The organism is Nitrosospira sp. Nsp13, from assembly GCF_900101945.1.
Lineage (GTDB): Bacteria > Pseudomonadota > Gammaproteobacteria > Burkholderiales > Nitrosomonadaceae > Nitrosospira > Nitrosospira multiformis_D.
The window spans coordinates 276,588-299,301 of sequence record NZ_FMVD01000001.1; the positions used below are offsets into that span (position 1 = coordinate 276,588).

Consider the following 22,714-nt stretch of genomic DNA (forward strand, 5'->3'; position numbering starts at 1 on the left):
GCCATGGGTTTCGGACTTGTTATAACATCAGGTGATGATCATGCCCAATTGCCGGAGTCAATCGCGCAATGGCTGGTCGAAGTTCGGGTAGAGATGGAACTTTCCCGAGCCACGCGCTTTGCGCTTCGTTTTGAAGATGATATCTGCGGAGAACAACCGGCTGTCGAGGGGAGAGATGAGCTGGCGGCGAACCGCAAAATCGGCATCTTCGTCCCGCAAAACGATACGCTGGAATGTCTTGTCCATGGTCCGATAACAGAGGTCAGATCCTCATCCACGTTAGGCGGCGTCGGATCATGGGTCGAAATCCATGGCGAGGATCGTCGAATAGAGATGGGACGGGTCGGCATCCAGGAGACCTATACCGGGAAAGCGTCGGCCGCTGCCGAAACGATACTGTCCGCCTATCAATTCACCCCTGATACTCAGGATACGCTCATCGAATATGATGAGCAGCAAATTCAACTGAGCCAGCGTGGGACCGATCTGGCGTTCCTTGAAGAGATTGCGCGCAGGAATAACATGGAGTTCTGGATCAGCTATGAGGCGAACCGCGCGCCGATGGGCGGTACCATTACTCTGACTGAAACGGCGAACCTCCGCACTTCGCCGCCTCGGACGCAGCCGGGGGGAAGGAACACAGCTCCACAAATTCCGATTTTGACGCCGATGCCCGCAAGGTCGCTGCCGGTCAGTCCGCCGCCCCGAAGATGTCCAGGGGTCAATAAATTCCAGGCCAGAATTGATTACGAGAAACCGACTGCCGCTTTGGGCTTCGCCATGAATATCGATGGCGAGAACAAAATAATCGAGCAGATCGTAAGCCCAGCAGAACCCAACCCGGATGACCCAACACGGCTTGGGCGCCAAACGATAACGCCCCCCGAAGTAACAGCCGAGGAAGCGTTTCTCGCCAAGGATGGGATCGTTTTCGAGCAGAGCTGGTTTGTCGAGGTTGAATGCTCCACCACGTTGGAACAAGCCGGGTTCGTAATCTTACCCCATCAGATTATCGATTTTAGTCATGCGGGGGACCGGCTCTCGGGCGCCTATCAGGTAATGAAAGCAATACATGTTATCAACGCCACCGACCATCTTATCGATTTTACGGTACGCGCCAACGGATTGGGAGGTGCCAGCTAATGGCCGATATGGAAATGGAGCGGCTTTTCGAGGAATTGGAAAGCCGTTTTTTTGGCAAATTTCGGGGATTCGTCACCGCCAATGACGACCCCCTTGGTCAAGGCCGAATCCAGGTAAAGGTACCCGGCGTTTTGGGAGAGAAGACCTTATGGGCGCTGCCTTGCATGCCTTATGCGGGCCCGGATATTGGCTTTCTGGCGCTTCCGCCCGTCGATGCGAATGTCTGGGTCGAGTTCGAGGGTGGCGATCGCAGTCACCCTATCTGGGCAGGCTGTTTCTGGGGTGTAGATGAGCTGCCCGCTGATGTTAGTCCCTCGGTAGTAATTTTCCGAACTCCTGGAGCAACAATTCGGATCGAAAACACCGGAACTGTGGAAATTGAAACAACTGCTGGCAACAAGATAGTAATAACAGACGACGAGATTAAGCTGGAAGCACCCTCGATCCAGCAATCGGCCAATGGCGGCGTCACAGAAGTCAGCGCCAGCGGCTTCGATGCCATGAACGGTGCGCTTAAAGTAGTGTAAGGAGGTGTGATGGCAAATTTTGTTTCGGTCAGGGCCTTAAAGACACAGAATAGCGATACGCAGGTGATGGCCGTCGATATCAATCAGGATGCGGATTGCCGTCGTGGCTTCCCAAGGAGGTGATGCATGTCTGAGATCCTGCACGCGTTGAAATACCCATTCAGCATTGATGGCGGGGGAGGAAGAGTAGCTGGAGAGGAAAATTACGAGGCTTATATTCGTCAGTTGATTCGTCAAGTACTTCTTACCGCGCCGGGAGAGCGTATCAACCGCCCGGATTTTGGCGCCGGCATCCGGAGAATGGTCTTCACGCCAAATTCGCCCGCTGTGGCGTCCCTGGCCCAGACCTTTGTTTATGAGGCGCTGACGCGCTGGCTTGCGACTATCATTAAGGTCGAGCACATCAGTGTGACCGCCGAAGGCGAGAAGCTGCTTATCAATGTGCGTTACCTGATACTTCAGCGCGGTGAGACGCGGGTATTGAACGAAGAGGTTACGCTCTGATGGCCGGTAGCGACCGCAAATCCCTGCTCTGCGAGCAGACACGACTGACCGGCATCGACTTCATACAGATAGTCCATCCCACGGTACAGACCGTGCTGCGAGTTTTCTTTTGCGTCGAGCCTTCGGTGCTCGATGAACCGATGGTCGAGCGTTCAACGTTATTTCCTCCTATATCTCCGCAGGAAGCGGGACCGCCGGTTGCCGACTCCGGCCTGGTCGTGCATATTGTTTCGGTCGAGAGCGGGCGGGAGATCAAAGTTACCGGCATTGATTGGCGATTGGTTCATGCACCGGCAGGTGTAAGACTGGCACTGGAGGTGACTGTTGCCGAACCCGGCGATTTCTCCATCCACCGTCTGACAATAGAACATCCTCTGATCGATCCTTTTTTCAATGGGGTAGTTTTCAGCTTCAAGCAAGGGTGCCCTTCAAGCTTCGATTGCCGTACGGACTGCGAGCCGGAGATACCGGAAAGTTCCGACTATCCCGTCGATTATCTTGCGCGTGATTTCTGGTCGTTCCGTCGGATGCTGCTGGACTTGGCTGCGGCACGCTATCCGATGTGGTCCGAACCGATAGAAGCTGATCAGGCAGTGATGATGTTTGAGATCATGGCTGCCCTTGGCGACGAGTTTGCTTACACCCAGGACCGCTACGCCTGCGAGGCGTCACTGGAGACAGCGACGCAGCGAAATAGCCGCTCCACACTTGCACGGCTGGTGGACTATATTCCCGATCCAGGTACCGCAGCCGAGACCGAATTAGCAGTTTGGGTCACGGCAGGGGGCGCAGAGGCGGTTGTCGGCGCACGCGTCTGGGCGATGCCAGAGGGGCACGCACCGATCCCGTTCTCAGTACGCGTACCGGTATGGCACCATGCTGCATGGAATGAAATTTCTCTACATGTTCCCGACAGCGATGCGGCTTGCCTGCCTCAAGGCTCTGTAGCGGCGTATCTGGCAACGACGGCACCGACAATTGATCAGCTACCTTCAGCCAGCGGGATGGCCCCGGATGAGTTCTGGAAGGGCCGACGCGCCATTCTACGAAGCCATCCGAATAATCCCGCCGAGCCTGAACGCGCGTTCGCTGTTACCCTAACCGGTGTTTCAGCCATGCGGGACGAATTGACGCCCCATCCTGGCCCACCGACGGAAATAATACGCATCACCTGGACCGAGCCGACTCCTTGGCCGCTTCCGCTGGCCGACACATCGGTGTTGCTTAATATTGTTACGGTTGTTGCAGGTGAAGAGATTGTCGAACGTTTCCGCATTGGTTCCGACAGCGCCATCGCCGACCGCTTCCCTGGTCTCAATCCTGATCAGTTGAGTAAAGCGCTGGCATTGCCGCGCGCGATCGAGCGCGAGGGTCCGTTCGAGATTGATCGTCACGCCCGCAGCCGCATCCTGCGTTACGGATTGCGTGACTCTGAAATGCGTGGCCTGGGCTGGACTGGTGCGCGTGATCCGCTGGGCATCGGCAGCCAGAGCGATCAGAAACCAATGCTCACCCTGGCCGAAGTCGTGCCTCCTGACTATAACGTGGATCGAACCGGAGCGAACTGGATTTTCTTTCATGACCTGCTGGGAGCTGACCTCGATACCTACGGCTTCACATTGGATGAGGGGATGTGGTGTGAGGTGACGACTCATCAGACACCCTTTGAGGATGTTGTGTTCCAGGACTATGCTGGCAACGCCGGCTGGACCCTGCGATTTGGCGATGGGGCCTTCGGCCGGCCGCCGGAGAATGGCGCAGTCATGGAAGCGCGTTACTTCACTGCCCCCGGTACCTCGGCCAATCTCTCACATGACAGCATCACCCAATTGAAGCCACCACCGGGGGCTTCGCCTGGAGCATTGCTGGATTATGCCAGTGCGGTAACGAATCCGCTGCCAATCACCTCGGGCACAGACGAGGAAACAGCCGAAAATATCCGCATCAATGCGCCTGAGGCATTTCGCGCCCTGCCCCTGAGGGCAGTACGGTCAGAAGACTATGGCGCCATCATCGAGCGGCTGGACTGGGTGCAGCGGTCCAACTCAAAAACGCGTTGGACAGGCAGTTGGTCTACCGATTTTGTCGCCGCGGATCCTGTGGATGGGTTTGCGCTGTCTACTTATCAACGAACGAAACTCGTGCATGTAATCGACTGCGTTCGCCAGACGGGCCGCGATGCGCGCGTCGCGGATGCCGACTATCTCGATATCGACCTGGAAATCGAGATTTGCGTCAGCCGTTATGCTTATCCTGGCGAGGTCATACCCCGGGTTGAGGTGGCGTTGGCAGCGCCTGGTTTCTTTGCCCCCAATAATTTCACCTTTGGTCAACCGCTCCGCCGCTCGGCCATCGAAGCAGCCCTTCAGGCCATGCCTGGCGTCGAAGGGGTCGAGGACATACGTTTTCGTGTGCGCCGTCAATGTGATTGGCAAGCATTCATCCAGCCTGAACTTGCGGTCGAGCCCTGGCAGATTATCCGGCTCCAAAATGACCCGCGGTTTCCAGGCCGCGGGTCGCTGCGAGTGCGGGCGCATGGAGGTGCCGCATGAGTGACCATGATGACAAAAGTTGCGGTTGCGGGTATCCGCCCCATCCATCCCTGCCGGATATACCTGCGGGGTTGCGCACGCTTGCAGCCCGGCAAATAGCGGGATTCCCGGAATATCGGGCGGCAATGCTCTCTGCGATTCCCGACTACCCGGCACTGGAAGGCTGGCGTGCGCGCGGCTTGAATGATCTGGGAATAATGCTGATCGAGGCTTGGTCCGCAATACTGGATGTCACCGGTTTCTATGATGCTCGCATTGCTGAGCGTAGTTATTTGCCCACCGCACCTGATCCAGCCAGTGCGCGGCGCCTCGCAGCCCTGATCGGTCATCGCATGCGCCCAGCGATGGCCGCCAGGATTCGGCTGGCAGTCGAAGCGGATGGAGCTGATCCGATACTATTGCCCAAGGGGACGGCGTTCCGCTCGGCGCCATTTGACAACCAGCCGCCGCAGGTTTTTGAACTCGCCGCCGACACGGTGATCTGGCCCGAGCGTAACCGCTGGAAACTTGCCCCGGTGCGCAAAGACGTCTTCGATGGAACACTCCGCTTCATGCCCCGCCGCGCGCCAAGCGCGGGCGCGATAGTGGTATTGTGGACCACGACACAGGCAGCCGCAGTACGGGTCATTGCAGTCGAGTCCGAGCGGGCTCAGGATGGGGCAACTTATCAGCGCGCGATACTGGACGCCAGCAGTGCCACGGGTATTCGGCCGCTGATCGGCCAACCGCTTAGTAGCCTGAACATGGCGCTCACCCGTCAGTCTGTGGGGGAGAATCGCTTTATGAAGGGAACCGGCAGTGAAATACTTCCAGGTAATATGGGGAGGGTAACATTCGAGGGGTTTCATCACCACATACGTCCGCAGGACCGTGCCGTAGTTGAGATCGATTCGATGCTGTTCCCTGTAGTAATCAATTCAGTTGCATCGGTCACCATGCCCACAAGTTCGACTACGACGACCGTTACTACGCTACCTGATGGAACAGAGGAGAGAAGAACTTTCGACGCCATGGTTGCGGCCGGGTCTGTTGCGACGCAGGTGACTTTCCAGCCTCCGCAATTCTGGGCTCCCGGGCGTCGCTTTACTCTCCATATGAGCCCTTTTTCGCTCGGCTCGCCGACGCAGCCGGCCAAAACCGAAATTGCCCTTTCCGATCTTCAGGCCAGCGGGTTCTTGGTTCCACCGGTTTCCCTCGGTGCCGCCCCATCCGCTGGTAACACGATTCTTCAGGGCGCGCGCAAGAAGGGCGAGCTAATTTCGGGCACAGTAGTAGCAGGACCACACGGCTCCATGCGATTTCGACCCGATGCAAGTGTTGGTTCATTCAGTAACACCCTGGCTGCGCCATTAATCCTTTGGGGCAACATAGTCGAGGCGGTACGTGGGCAAACAGTAGTTAGTGAAGTGTTGGGTTCAGGCGATGCGGGGCGCCCTTTTGTCAGCTTTATGCTGAAGAAGAAACCCTTGGCCTGGGTCGAAGACCCTGCTCAGCCTGCCGGGCGCCGTCCAGAACTGGCGGTGCGCGTAAATAATGTGACCTGGAAGCAGGTCGACAGTTTTTTTGGCCGGGGATCGCAGGAACAGATCTACACTGTACGAACCGAGCCGGACGGCGCCACCCGGATCACATTTGGCGATGGGCAGCGTGGTGCTCGGCCCGCGACTGGAACAAACAACGTCCGGGCTGATTATCGCTTCGGCGCTGGCGCAGCCAAACCGCCCCCTGGTTCCGTCGCCCAGATCGCGGCTCCGGTGCGCGGGCTGGCGTCGGTCCGCAGTCCTCTGGCTGCGACTGGCGGCGCAGACTCTGAAACTACGGCGGAGTTACGTGATTCCGCCCCAGCGGGTGCCATGACTCTCGGCCGTGCGGTGTCGCTCGTGGATTTCGAGGCATTAGCGCGGAGCTTTCCCGGCGTGGTTAATGCCACCTCGGCTTGGATCTGGGATGAGCGGCGGCAGCGTGCCGCAGCCAAGCTGTGGATCATTCCCAATGGGGGAGATCCGAGCAGCAGTTTAACCCCCTGGCTCGCCGCGCAGGCTGCACCCGACCTGACCGTTGTCGTCCAGGTGGCTGGGACTGCGCCTTTCTCGACGCTTTCGATTACGTTGGCAATAGCTTCCGGATATGACCCTATCCAAGTTCGGGCCGCAGCATGGATGGCACTTTTCGATCCGGCTACTGGCTTCCTTATGCCTGCAAATACCAGGATTGGAGCCCCGCTGTTTCGCAGTGCGCTGGCCCATCAGCTGCATCAAGTGGCTGGCGTCTCCGCGGTAGTCTCCATGCTGCTTGACGGACTTGCAATGCCATACGCGGTTGGCCCGGGGCTGGGCAAGTGGTTCGATTTGCAAGCCGGTACCACGGTGAGATAGTGATGAGCGGTCCCAACAATAATTCTTCGATCCGTGTAGATGATGGTTTTGAGCGTCATTATGCCGAGAAGATCTGGGCGCTGATCCCTGAGGTTTATCGCAATGAGGACGGCGTGGCGGTGCGTGCTGGCCAGCTCCGCGCCTTGGTTGAGATTCTGGCGAAGCAGGCTGCAATTGCCCGCCGCTCGGTCGACCGGCTTCGCGCCGACACCCGAGCGGATGAGGCGGACGATTGGGCGATTCCCTATATCGGAGCCCTGATTGGAGCCCGCCCCGTGAGCGCCCTAAACCGCCCAGGTCAACGGGCGAACCTGGCACGAACCATACTTTATCGCCGCCGGCAAGGGACAGTCCGGTTGCTTGAATTGCTGGCCGACGACATCGCGGATTGGGATGGGGTAGCTTCCGAGTCCTTCAAGCGGCTGCTGCGCCATTGGCATATGCTGGATGGCGGACCGCCGATAGAGGGGACTATTACCCGCTCACCCCAGTGGGGCTATGCCGATCTGCGTAATGTGCGAATCGGAGAGGCACTGAACAGTGCCCACGACGATTTGTCACACGCTGCCGAGTTCCGGCGGCATCGTGGAGTTTTGGGACGTTACAATATCCAAAAGGTCAACCTCCATCTATTTCGGCAATACGCTTTTCCACTTTCGGGTATCACGCCTTTTCCTTTCGGGGATGGTTATTACACGCTGGACCCTTCCGGGCGTGATATACCGCTTTTTCAGGTGGGTGGACGAGAAAGCAGGGATTGCACCGCAGCTCGCGAATGGGAGATGCGCGCACCAATTCCCTGTCACCGTCTGAATGCGGCCAGCTTCCGGCCTGAACGGGCGCACGCCCCGGTGGAGCTGACGGATCTGCTGGAACCGATTTATGGGCGGCACTTTACAACCGAGGCTGGGCTGCTGGAAGCTGCAAATGCGGCGCTCACCGTTAATCCGGCAATGCCAAACACACTTTCTGACGCCCAGGTCGCAGCCCTGATCCAGGCTGCGATGGAACTGGAAACGCCACGTCATCATCTTTTGCCCGGAGGAGATCCCGCGACATTATCGATTGCACTGTCGGTGGCGCCTGATTTCTCCGGACCAGCGTTGGGCCCGCAACATCTCTATGGCGCCAATCTCGCCGAGTGGGCCGCCGATCACGGCATCCCTTCCTGGGTGAGGGCACTGGTTGATCCCCAGCGAGGGCGGGTGCGACTGATGGCACCATTGACGATCGCTCAGGTACTGCATGTTCAACGGATTTATTATGGTATTTTCTGGCCGATTGGAGCAGGGACTCATGATCGTGCCTCCGGGCTTGCCGCCGAAGGTTTCACTCCGCTCGCGCTGAATGAGCCTGATTTTACCGAACCCATCTCCGGCGAATTTCGTTTCATGGATAGCCGCACTTATCGTCCGTTGATTGCTGCAAACGGGGTAATCGAAACGAATGGCAATCTGTTTTTGACCGCCGCGAATGGCCAGCGCCCATATGTTGTGATCAATACCAGGGTGAATAATTCGGTCACGCTGCATTCCACCGGCGAGGACGCTGAATTGGTGATCGATGGGCTGTGGTTGGCTGTTATTGGAACAGATTCGGGGGACACAGAGTTGCGAATCGAGGGTGCCTGGCGGAAAGTTACACTGCGCAATATCACTATCGATCCGGGGGGGGAACGCGCATCCGGATCAGCCGGGCCGATTCCGGCCGTCACACTGGTTTTCGGAGGTGCGATTGATGATATCGTTATCGATAGCGCCATTACGGGTCCCATTGCCGAGGCCGTGACGTCCCTGGATCCAGGCGCAACCGACACCGTAAGCATTCGCAACGCGATCGTCTTCAGTGAAGGAGGCACTCCGGCGCTGCTGTTGCGCAACGCCCAGCTTTCTCTGGACAATGCAACGGTGTTTGGAAATCTTGTCGCCGGACGGCTCATCGCCAGCCAAGTGCTGGTCGATGGCCAGGTTCTGGTCGAAGACGGACAGTCAGGGTGCTTCCGTTTCTCGGCTGCCTCTGCGGGCGGACGAGTGCCTCATCCTTACGAGAGCCACTTCTTCCCGGATGGCCTTCCGGCTGGAACTTTCGTGTCGCGCCGGTTCGGCGACCCTGGTTACGCGCAAATCACGGAAATTGCGCCGCCTGAGATTCGCACCGGAGGAGAAAATGACACCGAAATGGGCGCTTTCAACCGCGCGCTTGATCCCATCAAGCGTGCCGATCTCGCGGCTAAGCTTGAGGAATTCATGCCCATCAATGCCATTGCTCAACTTGTCTTCGAAACATAAGTATAAAGGGGGAATCAATCATGACTGCGGATATATCGCGCCACTCACTGCGCCCTAACCAGAAATTCACGGGTGTCGTTCGTCAGCAGGGACGATTGCCTCTTGATGCCGATGAAACCGAAGCAGGTGATATCGCCACCCTGATGCTGCGTCAGGCACTTGTCGAAACGATATGCACCAAGGGTAGCCCGGATGACGGTTTTTCCGTCGCTCGTGTTGTGGTAACGACAGAAGGAGCGCTTAATTTCAGCTTGATGCCGGGTAGTTTCTATCTGGGCGGCGTTCGCATCGCTACTGAAGAAATGAAATACGCTTTTCAACCGGACTGGCAGACGTTTGTGCTGGATGCTGCCGAATCTGATGTTCCTAGCGATGGCACGCGCACTGATCTAGTCTGGCTCCATGCCTGGGAACAAACGGTGACCGCAACCGAGGATGCGGAGTTGTTCGAGCGGGCACTTGGTGGCGTGGACACTACCGCAAGGCGCCGCGTTATGTTTCGCGTCCACGTACTGCCGGATGTTCCTGACACCTGCCAGGAAGCCTTAACCGCCCTGATCAGTCGCGAATTCCCAAAAGGCACACTTGAGGCGGATGGTTGTACAGTGGTCTCGAATACGCGGCTCACCATCGATTTCACGCAGCTGGCACCACTTGAAGACTTATGCCGCCCCTCTGCCCAAGCGGGCTTCTTGGGAGCGCGTAACGAGAGTTTTCGCATCCAAATAACCGCGCCAGGGCGGTTTGTATGGGGACGCGACAACGCGGCACCCCTCTATCGCGTGCAGATCGAAGCCCATACGGATAGCAGGCGCCGCAGGATCATCTTCCTTACACTGCCGCGGGACGAATTTGGCTGGCCGCTGGCGGGAATGACGGTCGAACTGCTCCGCTGGGGTGCCCTGCTTGATAACGGTGAAAAGGTGGCGGAGCCGACCGGTCTGTTGCTGCGAGTTATGAACGGATTCGATCCAGCCGATAGCTCGATTCTGGTCTCTGGCGATGTCCCGATAGCCTGGGATGAGTGGTTCACGACGGAAGCGGGCGAGGAAGCAATTAACTCGCGCGACGACGCGTCGGTCAATAAATATTTTTTCCTTCGGGTCTGGACCGGCGGCGGCGATGCCGATGTGGTCGATTATCCGGTTGTCGTGGGTACGCCGGTAGAGCTTGGGGATACCGGACTGACTGCTGAATTTTCCGATATAGGGATGCAAGGAGATTACTGGATCGTCTCGGCTCGACCGAATACACCGACTGAGGTTACGCCCTGGGCGCTGCTCGCTAAAGCACCGCCGGCAGGACCGCTTCGACTGATTGCCCCGCTAGCATTGTTGCCCTGGACAAAGTCTACTCCGGGTTCTCCTCTGGATTGCCGCCATCGATTCCGGCCGCTTTGCAAGGTGGGCGGTTGCTGTCTGGTGACTGTGGGCGACGGGCGGATCAGCCACGGTGACGTAACCTCGATCCAGGAGGCGGTACGGCGTCTGCCGCCGGAAGGCGGTGAGATCTGTATATACCCAGGGGACTACAAAGAGCACATCACGATTACCGGCCGACGCAATATCAGCATCACCGGCTGCGGACGCGGTACCCGCTGGCGGCGAGGCGAGACCGAGAGCGAGTCTTCCCTTCCCCTGCTGCATATCATTAATTCTTCCGGAATCACTGTGCGGCGGCTCGGAATAACCGGTTCCGACGCGGACTGCGTGCGTGCGGAATATCAAGCCACTGAAGATGCGCGTCCAGAGCAACCAAAAATGGAAAAACTGCTGCTTGAGGACCTGGAATTTACCATCTCGGATGCCGGGGGAGTTGCCGCCTTCGAGGTTAAGGCGGTTACCATTCGCCGCTGCCAGGTTGTGTTGCAAAAGATGTCCACGAAACTGAGTGATAGCAACATCATTGGCCGGGCTGCGGCGTTTTTTCTGGCTGGGACAGATCTTACCGTCGAGCATTGCCGGATCGAGAAAATCGAGACGAGGAGCGAGGATAGCAGATTAGACTTTGCTGTCGGTGGAATCCATATAGGCGGCGGTTCTGAGTATGTGATCATTCGTGACAATATCATCCATGGTGGCAATGGGCATGGAATTACGCTTGGCTCAATACGGTTTGTGCGGCACGAAGATGGCGCAACAGTAGTGGGTGACGCGGACGGTCCCACCATTAAGCTGCCTCCAGGACAGTTCTTTAGAGCCTACCCAGGGATCGGCTATTTCGGGGCTGGTATTGTCGTCGACAAAAAGGGTTGTATTAAATGGTCTGGCACCCCCCCGGTCGATCTGATTCCGAAGGACACGCCGATGATCCCCACATCGGGTGGGCTAGTACGGGACATATCGATCGTGAGAAACGACATTGCACAGATGGGTTATAGCGGCATTTCAGCCCATGTCTTTGCCGGACTGGGACGTGAAGGTTTCGCCGACGCCGTAGCGGTGGAAACCATTGAGATCGCCGAGAACCGCATCACCGGTTGCATGACTAATGAGATCGGCGAAATTACGCCGCTCTTGAGCCAGCTTATGGGCTGGGGTGGTATTGCATTATCGATTTGCTCGGACGCGACAATTCGCGACAACCTGATAGCGGGCAATGGTGGACTCACGTCAGACCCGATTGTAGGCATCTTTCTCGCTATTACCGAGAATGTCCGTATCGAGCGCAATCGTATTGAGCAAAACGGGCAAAACCCCGCGCTTGGCAAAGTACCACTCCCCGGAAGACGCGGTGGGATCGTTATCGGCATTTCTACGGGTGGCATATCCGAGGATAAGGATCCGTACCGTGCTGTAGATAAACCGGCGCTGTTGGTCAACGGCAATACCGTGGATGCACTAAACGCACGCGCGTTGAAGGCGATTACCCTGGGTCCGATCGTGGTGCTGGGCAACCGGCTTTCCGGAACCTTGCACGATCACCCCACTTCGAATGACTCCGACTGGCAGCAAGTATTATTCGGATTGATTCTTGGTTCCCTCCAAACTGAGATCACCCTTAAAGACTATGCGGCGCTTGAGAGGCAGGCAGACATAATGGGTGGTGATGTGGTCAGCCTGATTGGTCTCGGTGTTGCGGAAGATCTGATGCTGAACGCTCGGGCCGTCCACGCGCCACAGCGGTTGCGCAGCGGCGAGATGATGGTCAACGACAACCAGATCAGCCTAAGAAACCACTCAAAGCAACCGAGAAGCACGGCGTCCTCAGTAATGCTGCTGGGCGGGGATGACATCTCATTCTGCAATAACCAAGCTAAAATCGAAAGCCAACGGATCTTTGCTGGGACCGATGTGCTCGCGATGTCGTTTTCGTTGCGCATTACCGGCAATCGGTTGCAGAAACAGTTGTCTGCGGGGGCGCTCTCCGCGATTACCTACGCCGTGATGAATCAGACGGCATTGAATCAGACGACACATTGCATCTACGCAGTTGGGGCAGGGCCGAGGGGAAGATCGATAGTCGAGAATCAAGTGGTGCACGAACTCTTTCATCCTGATCCTAGTGAGGACTGCAGTGAGTGGAACCAATACGCAGTTGGTGATTCCTACAACCTCGCAACCCGACTCGGAGTTGTCAAAACATAAGGAGTTGATCATGGCTTTCGGTAAGAATTTCACTATTGATATCGACAAGTTGGCAAAAGATCTGGGCCACCTCGGCGAGGCTGCCGATCGCGTGCGCCTGGCCGGTTATGGCTTAGCCCAACCGTTGCTGGATCTCCAAGTCGGCCAGATGCGGCGTGAAGTCACGCGGGTAGCAAACAGGAAGGGCTCTGATCATCCCGAAGTTGCCGCACGGCAGGCCGCGTTAAAGCGCGCCGAGGCGCGGATCGAATTATTTCGCGAGGAATTCGAACGTGCCCAGCTTGCCCCAGCTGTGATCAAAAGCGAGACAGGCGCCGGGTTATGGGGCCGGGTAGCCAAAGAAGGACACCCCGCCGAAGGAATGATTGTGATCGTGGCGGTCGATGGCCAGCGGATCGATTTCCGCTGTACCGACAGCCGAGGCGCCTTTGCCATGGAAGTTCCTTCAGGCACACCCTTGACCCTTTCGGTGCGTTCCAGGGAGGGTGCCGAATTTCACCGCGATCCTGAAGGTACGGTGCTGAAGCCGGGCCAACAGCAGTTTCGAGAGATCGATCTCGCCCGCAATGCCCAGCCGCCCTGCACCATGCCACCTCCTGAAAGCGCGGGGGCTGATGATACTTTCCCCATGATCGATATAGTCGATCAGGAAGAGGCAACCGCGAAACGAGTACTATTAACCCAGGGACTTAATCTGGCTGAGCGAAAAGAGAAGCGTGTAAAAGGAAGTGAAGGCCGGATACTCTCGCAAAAACCCATCGCTAGGGAATGGGTGCGGCGCGGTGACAAGGTATCGATTTTGGTCGGCGCACCGGCGCAAATTGTGGTGCCGCCGGTTGTCGGTATGCCCATTGAGAATGCCAGGACGATATTGAAAGAATCAAAACTGGCTATCGGCAAGCTTACCGAGGTTACGGCCGCGCGTGAGAAGATTGGCTTCGTGCTGGAGCAGGATCCGGTAGAGGGTGCTGAGGTCAAGTATGGGTCGGCAGTGGCTTTGCAAATCGGTACATTCGACAAGGGGCACGAGATTATTGTTGGGATCGCAAAGCGAACCGAGACCCTACGGCACGAGGCTGATGACAAAAATATCCCCAAGAACTTTGTCATCGGCCAACTGGAGCAGGCTCAAGTTAAAGATCTCGCCTCACTCGACCACTTTCTCGCACTCGATCGGAAGAGCCTACAAAAACTGCTGGGGCTGCGCACATTGACCCAGACCGACCAGATGATAGCCGCGCTGAAGCAAGCGCGATCCGAGGTCGACGCTCAAGAGGGCTGATTTCATGGCCGCCAGCGCTGGACCGATCGCGAAACCGAAGACGCCCATCCTGGCGCGTGGTGGGCTGACGCCTCAAGCCAAGCTCTCGGTAGGCGCCGTCAATGACCACTATGAGCGTGAAGCGGATCGCATTGCCGACAGGGTAGTCCAGGGCGTGCCCCTGCCCGCTTCGTCGCCCCCACCTGTTATATCGGGATTATCGGCACAACGCGCAACGATTCCTGTTCCGCCCGGCCCCGAGCAGACCGAGGAGAAAGTGGCCCCGCCCGAGAAACGCGCTCAGCGAGCTCCCGCTGAAAATGCCCCGGCCAGCATCCCTGGTGAAAAAGGCGGCGCGGCACCGCGTTCGGTCGAGAGCGCGGTCCAGCGAATGAAAGCAAGTACCGCGCCTTCGCTGGACCCCGGGACAAGGGCGGAGATAGAGCCGCATATCGGCGCCGATCTCAGCCGCGTGCGCATACATACCGGTAGCGCTGCCGAAACCGCTGCCGCCGCTCTGGGAGCCCGTGCGTTTACCGTTGGTCAGGATATTTTCTTCGGCCGTAACCAGTACGATACCGCGAGCGGCGAAGGACGCAGACTGGTTGCGCATGAACTGGTGCATACGGTTCAACAGACGGGGGGAACCGTGCGCGCGCAGAGGCTCCCGGATGGCAATTCATCAGCGCCGATGACGCGGCTCGAGCAGCCTGGCGTCAACGGGTGGGTCGTGGACCTTGCCCCTGCTGGCGCAACACGACCAGAAATGACCTTGCCGGCTTTAGAGTTACCAATGGTCGCTAGTGCCCTTAAGGGTACAGCTGGCGGTGAGGCTATACCAGTTGCCGATGCCAACCGCAGTTTGCCAGTGGATGGAGCTGAATTCAGGCTTGATCCCGTCGGTGAGCGCCCCGAGGGACGTGCCTACGAAACTTGGCTTACTCATCTCCGCGAGACCTCGGCAAGCAATGTCGAGACAGCACTTACCGCCCAAATCAATGCGCAGGGCACGGCTGCGTCAGTTACGCGTGGTGGTGATGCAGTTTATGTCTTGCGCCGAGTTGCCGCCGCTGCTACAACTTCGTCAAATTTTCTTGTTGGTACGGTGCCAGAACTGGCTAGGAGCGACGGTATCCTAAGACCAATGTTAGGACCGCAGGGCGGCGATTCACAACTCGATATCGACCACGTCCTCGAACTACAACTTGGTGGCAAAGACGCTGCCGACAACATGTGGATGCTCGCTAGTAGTTTTAACCGATCGGTCGGTTCAGCGATCAATAATCGGATCAACAATTCGATTCGTGAAACACTACAGAATGCCCGCACCGCCGCCACCAGCCAACAGCAGACCGACTTCGAAAATCAGTTGGCTGCTGTCGCCAATCCGAAAGCCGTGCGGCGGGCTTGGACTTTACGTTTTCGAACTGTCCACGTGGGTAATTTCAGCACCACGACAACATTTTGGACTCAAAGTCAAATCGCTGCCGGTGCCCACTTGCACTTCTTCACGGCCCTCACAGAGAGCGAACTTGTGGAGCGGGGCTTTCGCTTTCAAGCGGGCGTAACCCCGACCCACATTAACGTCTTCCCGCAGCCCCAAGGTGGGCGCGTTATCCGCTTTGCCGTCGACAGCAACGGAAGCTTGGAGAGGCCTGCGTTCTTCTATACAGGGATTGAGATTATTAGCATTGAAGAGTTTTCGCCACCCACGAACGAAGGGCAAGGGGGCATAATTGCCCGCTTGATGGTCTCTCAGACCCGTCGTCAACGAGGTAGTAGACGCACCGATAATCTTTTCGAAAGATCGGAGGAGGCTCAACCAGTAATGGTCCAACATGACGCCAGGCTTGGTTTTGGCGGTTATGTAACCCGAGAGAGTATCGCCAACGCCTTTAGAGATATAGATTTCGTGCCATGCTCTCCAGTAACATTTCGGGATGTCGGGATCACAAGTAATGGCGAACTTTCTGCTATCGGATCAATTTTGTCATCAAAGGCCCTGCTACCACAGCTTCAAATACCAATCTTGTTGCAGGGGGATGAAGTTGTCATCCAGTTTCCGATCCCAACCGACCGGCTTAATTTTGGCCTCGTTAGCGTAACCGAAGCGGCACTCGAAATGGGCGTGGGGGAAGCTGGATTTTTTATTGAGGGCAATGCCGCTATCGTGGTCGATCAGATCGGTCACGGCTCTCTCTCGGCCCGTGCCCAAGACGGCGATGTCATCATTGCAGGAACCTTTAACCTCGATCTCGATTTTCTCGACCCGGCGCAGATCGCGGTCAGCTATTCCTTGCGCGATGACGCGCTGACAGCACAAGCGACGCTCGGCGTGGGTGCGGGCCGCCTGCCCGGCGTGGAATCTGGTCAAGTCACCGTTACGATGTCGCGGGAGGGCGTGGACGTAAATGGCAGTCTCGCCCTGGGCGGCGTGTTGACCGGGGGGACTATTACAGTAGGCTATACTCCCGAAGCGGGATTGATGCTCGCAGGTGAAGATATTCCGTTGCCGGTTTCGCGTTTACCGGGGGTCACCAACGCAACCGTGACGGTGCGCGCCGTCCGCAACCCCGACGATGGAACCTGGTCTGTCTCGGGGGGCGGTACCGCAACGCTTGCCGCCCCAGGCACACCAGGCACCCTTGACATCATCTACGAAGGCGGGGCGATTATTTTGTCCGGCCGTGCCGAGGTGGCGCGTGGCCCAGCTTCGGGCTGGCTTCAGGTGACTGCTACCAACCGTGAGATTGACGACAAAGGTGACCCGGTCGAAGGTGGTGCCGTTGGCGACATGGCTATTTTTGGCAGAGGCGAAGCGACGATTGCCTTTGGCGATTTCCTTACCGGGACGGCCGGCCTGGAATATACATCCGATGGAAGCATTATTATAACCGGCCAGATTGCGGTGCAGCCCCGTGATCTGTTTGACCAGCGCCGCTACGATCAGACGCTGTTGGAACTGGAATCGCCAGAATTCCCGATTTGGGGCGTATCCGTTGCCGGTGTTGGTGTAGGTATTTTTGCTTTTGCCAATGCAATCGTACGTTTTGAAGCCTCCGTCGGGCCGGGGCAACTGCGGGAGACTCGCGTCGATGCAACAATTGATCTTGATCATCCCGAGCTCGCAACGATCGAAGGCAACGCACAGCTGTTTGTCCCAGCCTACGCGGGACTGACGCTTGATCTCGGCGGCGGGCTTCGCGCCAGAGCAGCCGTCGCCTACGTTCAGGGGCGAGTGGGACTGGAAGGCACGTTGGGAATCGAGGCCGACGCCTCGGCTAATGTCAATGTCCGCTGGAACCCAGCCGATGGCTTCGCGGTGGAGACACGGCTCGAAGCCAATGCCAGGCCAAAGTTCGAGATTGGCGTCAATGCCTCGGTGACCGCAGGCGTCGATCTGCTAGTGGAACAGATCGAGCATACGTGGGGACCCTGGCAGCGTGCACTGGGTGAGTTCGGCCCTGAAATGGAGTTGGGAGTGATTTTTCCGGTGCGCTGGTCCGAGCGCAGCGGCCTCGATCTAAGCTTGGAGAATCTCGAGGTACGCCGCCCGCAACTCGATGCTGCAGCGCTGATGAGCAGCGCCTTCGATACGCTAGTCGAATAATCTGGAGGGTATCATGGCGAAAATTGTCGTCCTCGGGGCAACGTTGCAGTGCAGCGAAGGTCTTTCTTCTGCTACGCTCATCGTCACCAGCCAGTCAATGGCGCTGGGTGACTCCGGGCCTGCTGCAACGATAATGGATTTTGCACCCATCACAAATATTCCTACCTTTGGCATGTGCAATACTCAGAGTAATCCTGCCGTTGCGGCTGCAACCGCTGCCGCAAGCGGGACTCACACGCCAGCCCCGTGTATTCCCGTTACAACCTCGTCGTGGTCACCTGGTGCATCGAATGCGCAGATGAACAATTTTTCCGCACTGACAGAGGGGAGCACCTGCATGTGCGCTTATGGCGGCGAGATCTCCGTTACTGATCCAGGTCAGGAGTCGATTGATGTCGTATGAATAACTTTATCGTTCACTATTATCTGTAACTGCCGGGAATTCAATGCGAGGGAAATCGTCATGACACCAGATTATAATTGAAAATCTTTGCTAAGCAGGTATATGTGGAGAAGCCACTAGCGCTGCCGTAGATTTACACCATTTCTCGAATAAAGATAAGAGTATTCAGGAGCTTAACCATGGCTTACAATCGCAGAAGCTCATTGGCCCGATGCATCGATTTGTTGGTGTTGACGCCATTTATATCTGGCATCTGCCTATCCACTGCTTATGCCGGGCAAGCGGAACCGCACTTGGCGGCGAAGGAGGCATCGGAGTTATCCCGCTCTGCCAGCGAACCCATGACGGATCTCGAGAAGATGGAATTGCACTATCGACGCTATAGCACCGCCGCCAATAATATGGCTGAATTAGTCAAACAACTGAATCAAAAAATTCAGGATGTCTCCCTGGCCGCCAAGACGGTTGAAGCAAAAAACAGTTCGCACAACAGGCGCCTGCTGGAAGAAAAATTACGCCATCTGGAAAATGCCCGCACATCTGTCAGTCATCAATACGCGCAGCTGCAATCGCAATTGCAAAATGAATATCGTAGCTATACTGCCATCAGCAACGACCTGAGGGCTCAATACGCGCGGGGCAGCGATTCAAGGACCACACAGGCGCCGGAAAGCGTCACGGATACGAAGACAAAGCCCGCGAAAACCAAAGATTCGAAGGTTAAAAACGCGAAGGCCAAGGACTCAAAGGCTGAAGATCTGAAGGCCAGCGAGCCCAAAACCAAAGAACCCCAAGTTGAAGATCTTCGCGCTAATGATCCACAAATCCTGGATTTGGATACAGCAGAACTGAGGGCGAGGCGCGACGCGGCTAAGAATTTGAATCCAGGCCAAGTTCCAACCCCACCTGCTTCAGAACCGGTTTTAAGCCCCATCCGCTAAGTTGCTATTAGATCCAGCGCAGGAATACCAGGCGTTTCTCATTTCGGGCTGGACCCAGAATCCAGTCCAAACAAACAATGGCATGCCTTGAACGCCACTGGATACCGGCTTTTGCCGGTATGACGTTGGTACGGCTGCGCGCCTAATCAGTTATATTATCGTGTAATGCCCCACACTTCAGCCAGACGCGCGTCACGGCCGCAGTTGCTGCGGTAGTACGAATAGCGGATCGGGTTCTTAATATAATAATCCTGGTGGTACTCCTCCGCCCGATAAAACGTGGTGGTGGGCAATATTTCCGTTACGATGGGTTGCGAAAAACGGCCGGAGGCTGCGAGTTCTGCCTTGGATGCTTCGGCTTGCCGCTGCTGATCGGTATCGTGATAGAAAATCGCGCTGCGGTACTGCGAGCCGTCATCGCAAAATTGACGGTTGGGCGTAAGCGGGTCGATGGTTGGCCAGAACGCCGTTAACAGCTTGGAGAAACCGGTTTTTGCGGGATCAAAACGCACCTGCACCGCTTCAATATGCCCGGTTTTTCCTCCTGATACCTGTTTATAGGTTGGATTGACGGTCTTGCCGCCAATATAACCTGATGTCGTGGATATCACACCCGGCACCTTGTCGAAGTCCGCTTCGGTGCACCAGAAGCAACCCCCGGCAAAAGTGGCGATACCCACCGGGGATCCGGAGGGGAGATCAGTGTTTACAAGCTTACCGGGTGTATCCGTGCGCGAGTCCGGTTGTCCGCATGCGGCTAGCGTGGCGATCAATATCGCGAGGGGCAACAGCATGCCGTTGCGTATCGGGCGGACATGATGGCGATGGGCAGGATGAATCCGGGCATCCATCGTCAGCTCCTGAGTGCCGGTAGCGGCGCACCCCTTAGCACAAATTTAAGGGCGACCCCATTGTTGCACCAGCGCTCGCCGCGGGGAAGCGGCCCATCCTGGAACACATGACCTTGATGGCCGCTGCAACGCGCACAGTGGTATTCAGTGCGCGGCAAAATCATCTTGAAGTCGCGCGCCGTACCAATATGCCCTGTAATAGGTTGCGTAAAACTGGGCCATCCCGTGCCGCTTTCGTATTTATTTGCGCTATCGAACAGCGGCAGGTAGCACGCGGCGCAGAGGTAAGTGCCTTTGCGATCTTCCTTATTCAGTGCGCTACTCCCTGGCGGCTCGGTATCTTCTTCGAACAGCACTTGATAGGCTGCGGGCGAAACCAGCCCGCGCCACTCTTCATGTGGCTTGTTCAGGGGTTTAATGGTGATCGCACTGGAAGTGTCCCCGGTTGTTTTGCTACGGGAGCATGCTGAAAGTAACGGCAGCGTAGCCAGCGTGGCAAGACTTTGAAGTGCGGCGCGTCTGTTCATGAATTCTCCTCCCACAAACTCCCTTATAGCCTCCAGGTATTATCAAAAACTTTGACTACTGATGGGGCGGTATGGTTCTGGAGAAGTTGACTTCCCTCAGGGCTGCAAGCCGGCTTCAGAATACCTGTTTTTAATACTAACAACAAATAAAATTATTCATTCTGGATTATTTTTGAGTCTCCTTTTAACTTCACAAAATCTCAACGGAAAAAGAACAATTCCATAACATTAATCATGTTATATGTGAAATGGGAGTACTTACCCGAAAAAAAGATTTTGTAATTTGCAAAGCGTTTTCACTGCAAATTGCGGGTCATAAAGCTTCCTGGCTTACGCCAGGAAAGGGGTAGAGAACCCGACTACGCCGGGAAGGGAGAACCTGCACGTGGCATTGAAATTCTTATAAATTATTTTAGGAGAACTATCATGCGACACATCCGATCCCGGCTACCTTCATTCATTACAGGTTCGATTTTCGCTCTTCTGGCCATTCCGGTTTGGGCTGTTCCGTTTACAGCAACCAACCTGGTGACCGATGATCAAGCCGCTAATAGTGCACAAATCACCGATTCCGGCCTCAAAAATGCATGGGGGCTATCGTTCGCACCAACGGGCCCGTTCTGGGTCTCCGCAAATGGTACCGACACCTCGCCCTTATATAGCGTAAATCCGGTTAGCCAGGTCACCGCCAAGCTGCCGCTAACGGTTTCGATCCCAGGCAGTGGCGTAACCGGACAGGTATTCAACAGCAGTCCATCGTTCAACAATAATCGTTTTTTGTTCGTAAGCCAAGATGGCACGGTTTCCGGTTGGTGGCCGGCGTTGGGCACCACGGGACTTATATCAGCTGAAACCATCGTGCCGGCATCCGCTGCGAATCTATACACAGGTGCGGCCATCGGTAGCGTTTCAGGAAACAATTATCTCTATGCCGCCGACTTCAAGTCCGGCACGATCGATGTTTACACTTCCGGTGCACCCGCATTGACCGGTACGTTTATCGACCCGGGGATTCCCGCCGGATACGCGCCTTTCAATGTTCAGAATCTTAACGGATCGCTCTATGTCGCCTATGCACTGCGTGATAATGCTACTAACGATGAAGTTGCAGGACCTGGATTGGGTTATGTCGATAAATTCACCTTGAATGGCGATTTTGTGGGACGAGTCGCGTCAAATGGCACACTGGATGCGCCGTGGGGGCTCGCGGTTGCGCCCTCCTCTTTCAGCGCCATGGCGGGTGACTTGCTGGTGGGCAATTTTGGTGATGGTCACATCAACATTTATGATTCGACTACTTTTGCGTATCTGGGACAAGTGCTGGATGTCAACAATCAACCCGTTGTGATCGATGGCTTGTGGGCCATTTCGCCGGGTAACGGTGCGTTGGCGGGGAGTAGCAATTTATTGTACTTCACGGCGGGCCCCAACGATGAGACCCATGGCGTGTTAGGTGTCCTGACTCCGGTACCCGAGCCATCGGCTTACGCGATGATGCTTGCCGGGCTGGTAACACTGGGGTTGTTGATCAGACGCCGCGCCTTGAGGATAGAGACGGGGGAATTCTGGAGAAATGAGCGTATGACATAGTAAGGCATATTCAGCCGGAAAGAGAATCGAGGTTGCGCATTGCATATTGCAAGGTACTTGACTTTATTTTCTAAAGGCTTATTATGTAAATCGTTGGAAGAGTAGTTCCTCTCCTTTGTAAGTGGAAACTATAAACCCGAAGCCGTTCATGCGGTTTCGGGTTTTTTTTATGTCTGCCGGAATATCAAATGGGGAATAAACGGGTCCTAACCTATCTTGCGTAGCCTGAAAGCGAATTTCACTACGCTTTTGTAGGTTTTATTTACGATGTCCGAGCACCAGTCCTGCTATTTCTACGCCAACTCCAAGGACAAAAAGCAGCGCGCCGATCCAGATATTTTCGGGTGCGAGAAACATCAGCAAACCGCCCAGAATAAGCAGGGTGACGGACAAGAATCGTTTTGTACGAGGGTTTCTGATCATGGCTGCAAAGAAATACCAAGCATCAAGCAATCTAACTATAGACTCTAATTGGTAAAATACCAGTGACGGTCTCCTTTCAGCCTTGACGCCCACCGAAAGGCCGCTTGGGGCAAATAAGCCCACAATGATGGG

Annotated in this window: 15 protein-coding genes; 12 read left to right on the top strand and 3 right to left on the bottom strand. The window is 56.1% G+C overall.

Annotation, left to right across the window (positions count from 1 at the left end; translation table 11 throughout):
* Positions 1 to 3: 3 nt before the first annotated feature.
* The 11 genes from BLO43_RS01340 (at position 4) to BLO43_RS01390 (ending at position 19,191) form a co-directional block, all read left to right on the top strand.
* The gene (locus BLO43_RS01340; RefSeq protein ID WP_090905303.1) at positions 4 to 1,143 is read left to right on the top strand and encodes a hypothetical protein; all 1,140 of its coding nucleotides are present in this window, start codon (positions 4 to 6) and stop codon (positions 1,141 to 1,143) included.
* Positions 1,143 to 1,670 (top strand): phage baseplate assembly protein V, encoded by a 528-nt coding sequence (locus tag BLO43_RS01345; protein ID WP_217628004.1) that lies wholly within the window; start codon positions 1,143 to 1,145, stop codon positions 1,668 to 1,670. Before BLO43_RS01340 ends, BLO43_RS01345 begins: the two co-directional genes overlap by 1 nt.
* 126 nt (positions 1,671 to 1,796) lie before the next feature.
* Positions 1,797 to 2,174, top strand: a complete 378-nt coding sequence (locus BLO43_RS01350; protein ID WP_090905305.1) for a GPW/gp25 family protein — start codon at positions 1,797 to 1,799, stop codon at positions 2,172 to 2,174.
* Positions 2,174 to 4,726, top strand: coding sequence for a baseplate J/gp47 family protein (locus BLO43_RS01355; protein ID WP_090905307.1), 2,553 nt, complete (start codon positions 2,174 to 2,176; stop codon positions 4,724 to 4,726). The genes BLO43_RS01350 and BLO43_RS01355 overlap by 1 nt, the downstream gene beginning before the upstream one ends.
* Positions 4,723 to 7,101 carry a baseplate J/gp47 family protein gene (locus tag BLO43_RS01360; RefSeq protein ID WP_090905309.1) on the top strand — a complete coding sequence of 793 codons (2,379 nt, stop codon included), beginning with the start codon at positions 4,723 to 4,725 and terminating at the stop codon, positions 7,099 to 7,101. Before BLO43_RS01355 ends, BLO43_RS01360 begins: the two co-directional genes overlap by 4 nt.
* 2 nt (positions 7,102 to 7,103) lie before the next feature.
* Positions 7,104 to 9,389, top strand: coding sequence for a hypothetical protein (locus tag BLO43_RS01365; protein WP_090905311.1), 2,286 nt, complete (start codon positions 7,104 to 7,106; stop codon positions 9,387 to 9,389).
* Between the two features lie 20 nt (positions 9,390 to 9,409).
* Positions 9,410 to 12,976 (top strand): DUF6519 domain-containing protein, encoded by a 3,567-nt coding sequence (locus BLO43_RS01370; protein ID WP_090905313.1) that lies wholly within the window; start codon positions 9,410 to 9,412, stop codon positions 12,974 to 12,976.
* Between the two features lie 10 nt (positions 12,977 to 12,986).
* Positions 12,987 to 14,258: a PASTA domain-containing protein gene (locus BLO43_RS01375; RefSeq protein ID WP_090905315.1), complete on the top strand. Its 1,272-nt coding sequence runs from the start codon at positions 12,987 to 12,989 to the stop codon at positions 14,256 to 14,258.
* Between the two features lie 4 nt (positions 14,259 to 14,262).
* Positions 14,263 to 17,847, top strand: coding sequence for an eCIS core domain-containing protein (locus BLO43_RS01380; RefSeq protein WP_090905317.1), 3,585 nt, complete (start codon positions 14,263 to 14,265; stop codon positions 17,845 to 17,847).
* Positions 17,848 to 17,860: 13 nt separating this feature from the next.
* Positions 17,861 to 18,250: a DUF4280 domain-containing protein gene (locus tag BLO43_RS01385; RefSeq protein ID WP_090905319.1), complete on the top strand. Its 390-nt coding sequence runs from the start codon at positions 17,861 to 17,863 to the stop codon at positions 18,248 to 18,250.
* Between the two features lie 293 nt (positions 18,251 to 18,543).
* Positions 18,544 to 19,191 carry a hypothetical protein gene (locus BLO43_RS01390; RefSeq protein ID WP_139149209.1) on the top strand — a complete coding sequence of 216 codons (648 nt, stop codon included), beginning with the start codon at positions 18,544 to 18,546 and terminating at the stop codon, positions 19,189 to 19,191.
* A gap of 155 nt (positions 19,192 to 19,346) precedes the next feature.
* On the opposite strand, the gene msrA is transcribed toward BLO43_RS01390, so the two are convergent.
* A complete protein-coding gene (msrA, locus tag BLO43_RS01395; protein ID WP_254773264.1) occupies positions 19,347 to 20,042 on the bottom strand; it encodes a peptide-methionine (S)-S-oxide reductase MsrA in 696 nt (231 codons plus the stop codon).
* A 2-nt stretch (positions 20,043 to 20,044) separates the two neighbouring features.
* Positions 20,045 to 20,569, bottom strand: coding sequence for a peptide-methionine (R)-S-oxide reductase MsrB (msrB, locus tag BLO43_RS01400; RefSeq protein ID WP_090905323.1), 525 nt, complete (start codon positions 20,567 to 20,569; stop codon positions 20,045 to 20,047).
* A gap of 426 nt (positions 20,570 to 20,995) precedes the next feature.
* On the opposite strand from msrB, the gene BLO43_RS01405 reads away from it, so the two are divergent.
* Positions 20,996 to 22,159: a TIGR03118 family protein gene (locus BLO43_RS01405; RefSeq protein ID WP_090905325.1), complete on the top strand. Its 1,164-nt coding sequence runs from the start codon at positions 20,996 to 20,998 to the stop codon at positions 22,157 to 22,159.
* Between the two features lie 258 nt (positions 22,160 to 22,417).
* Here BLO43_RS01405 and BLO43_RS16630 read toward each other — a convergent pair whose 3' ends face one another.
* A complete protein-coding gene (locus tag BLO43_RS16630; RefSeq protein WP_175443797.1) occupies positions 22,418 to 22,582 on the bottom strand; it encodes a hypothetical protein in 165 nt (54 codons plus the stop codon).
* Positions 22,583 to 22,714: the final 132 nt, after the last annotated feature.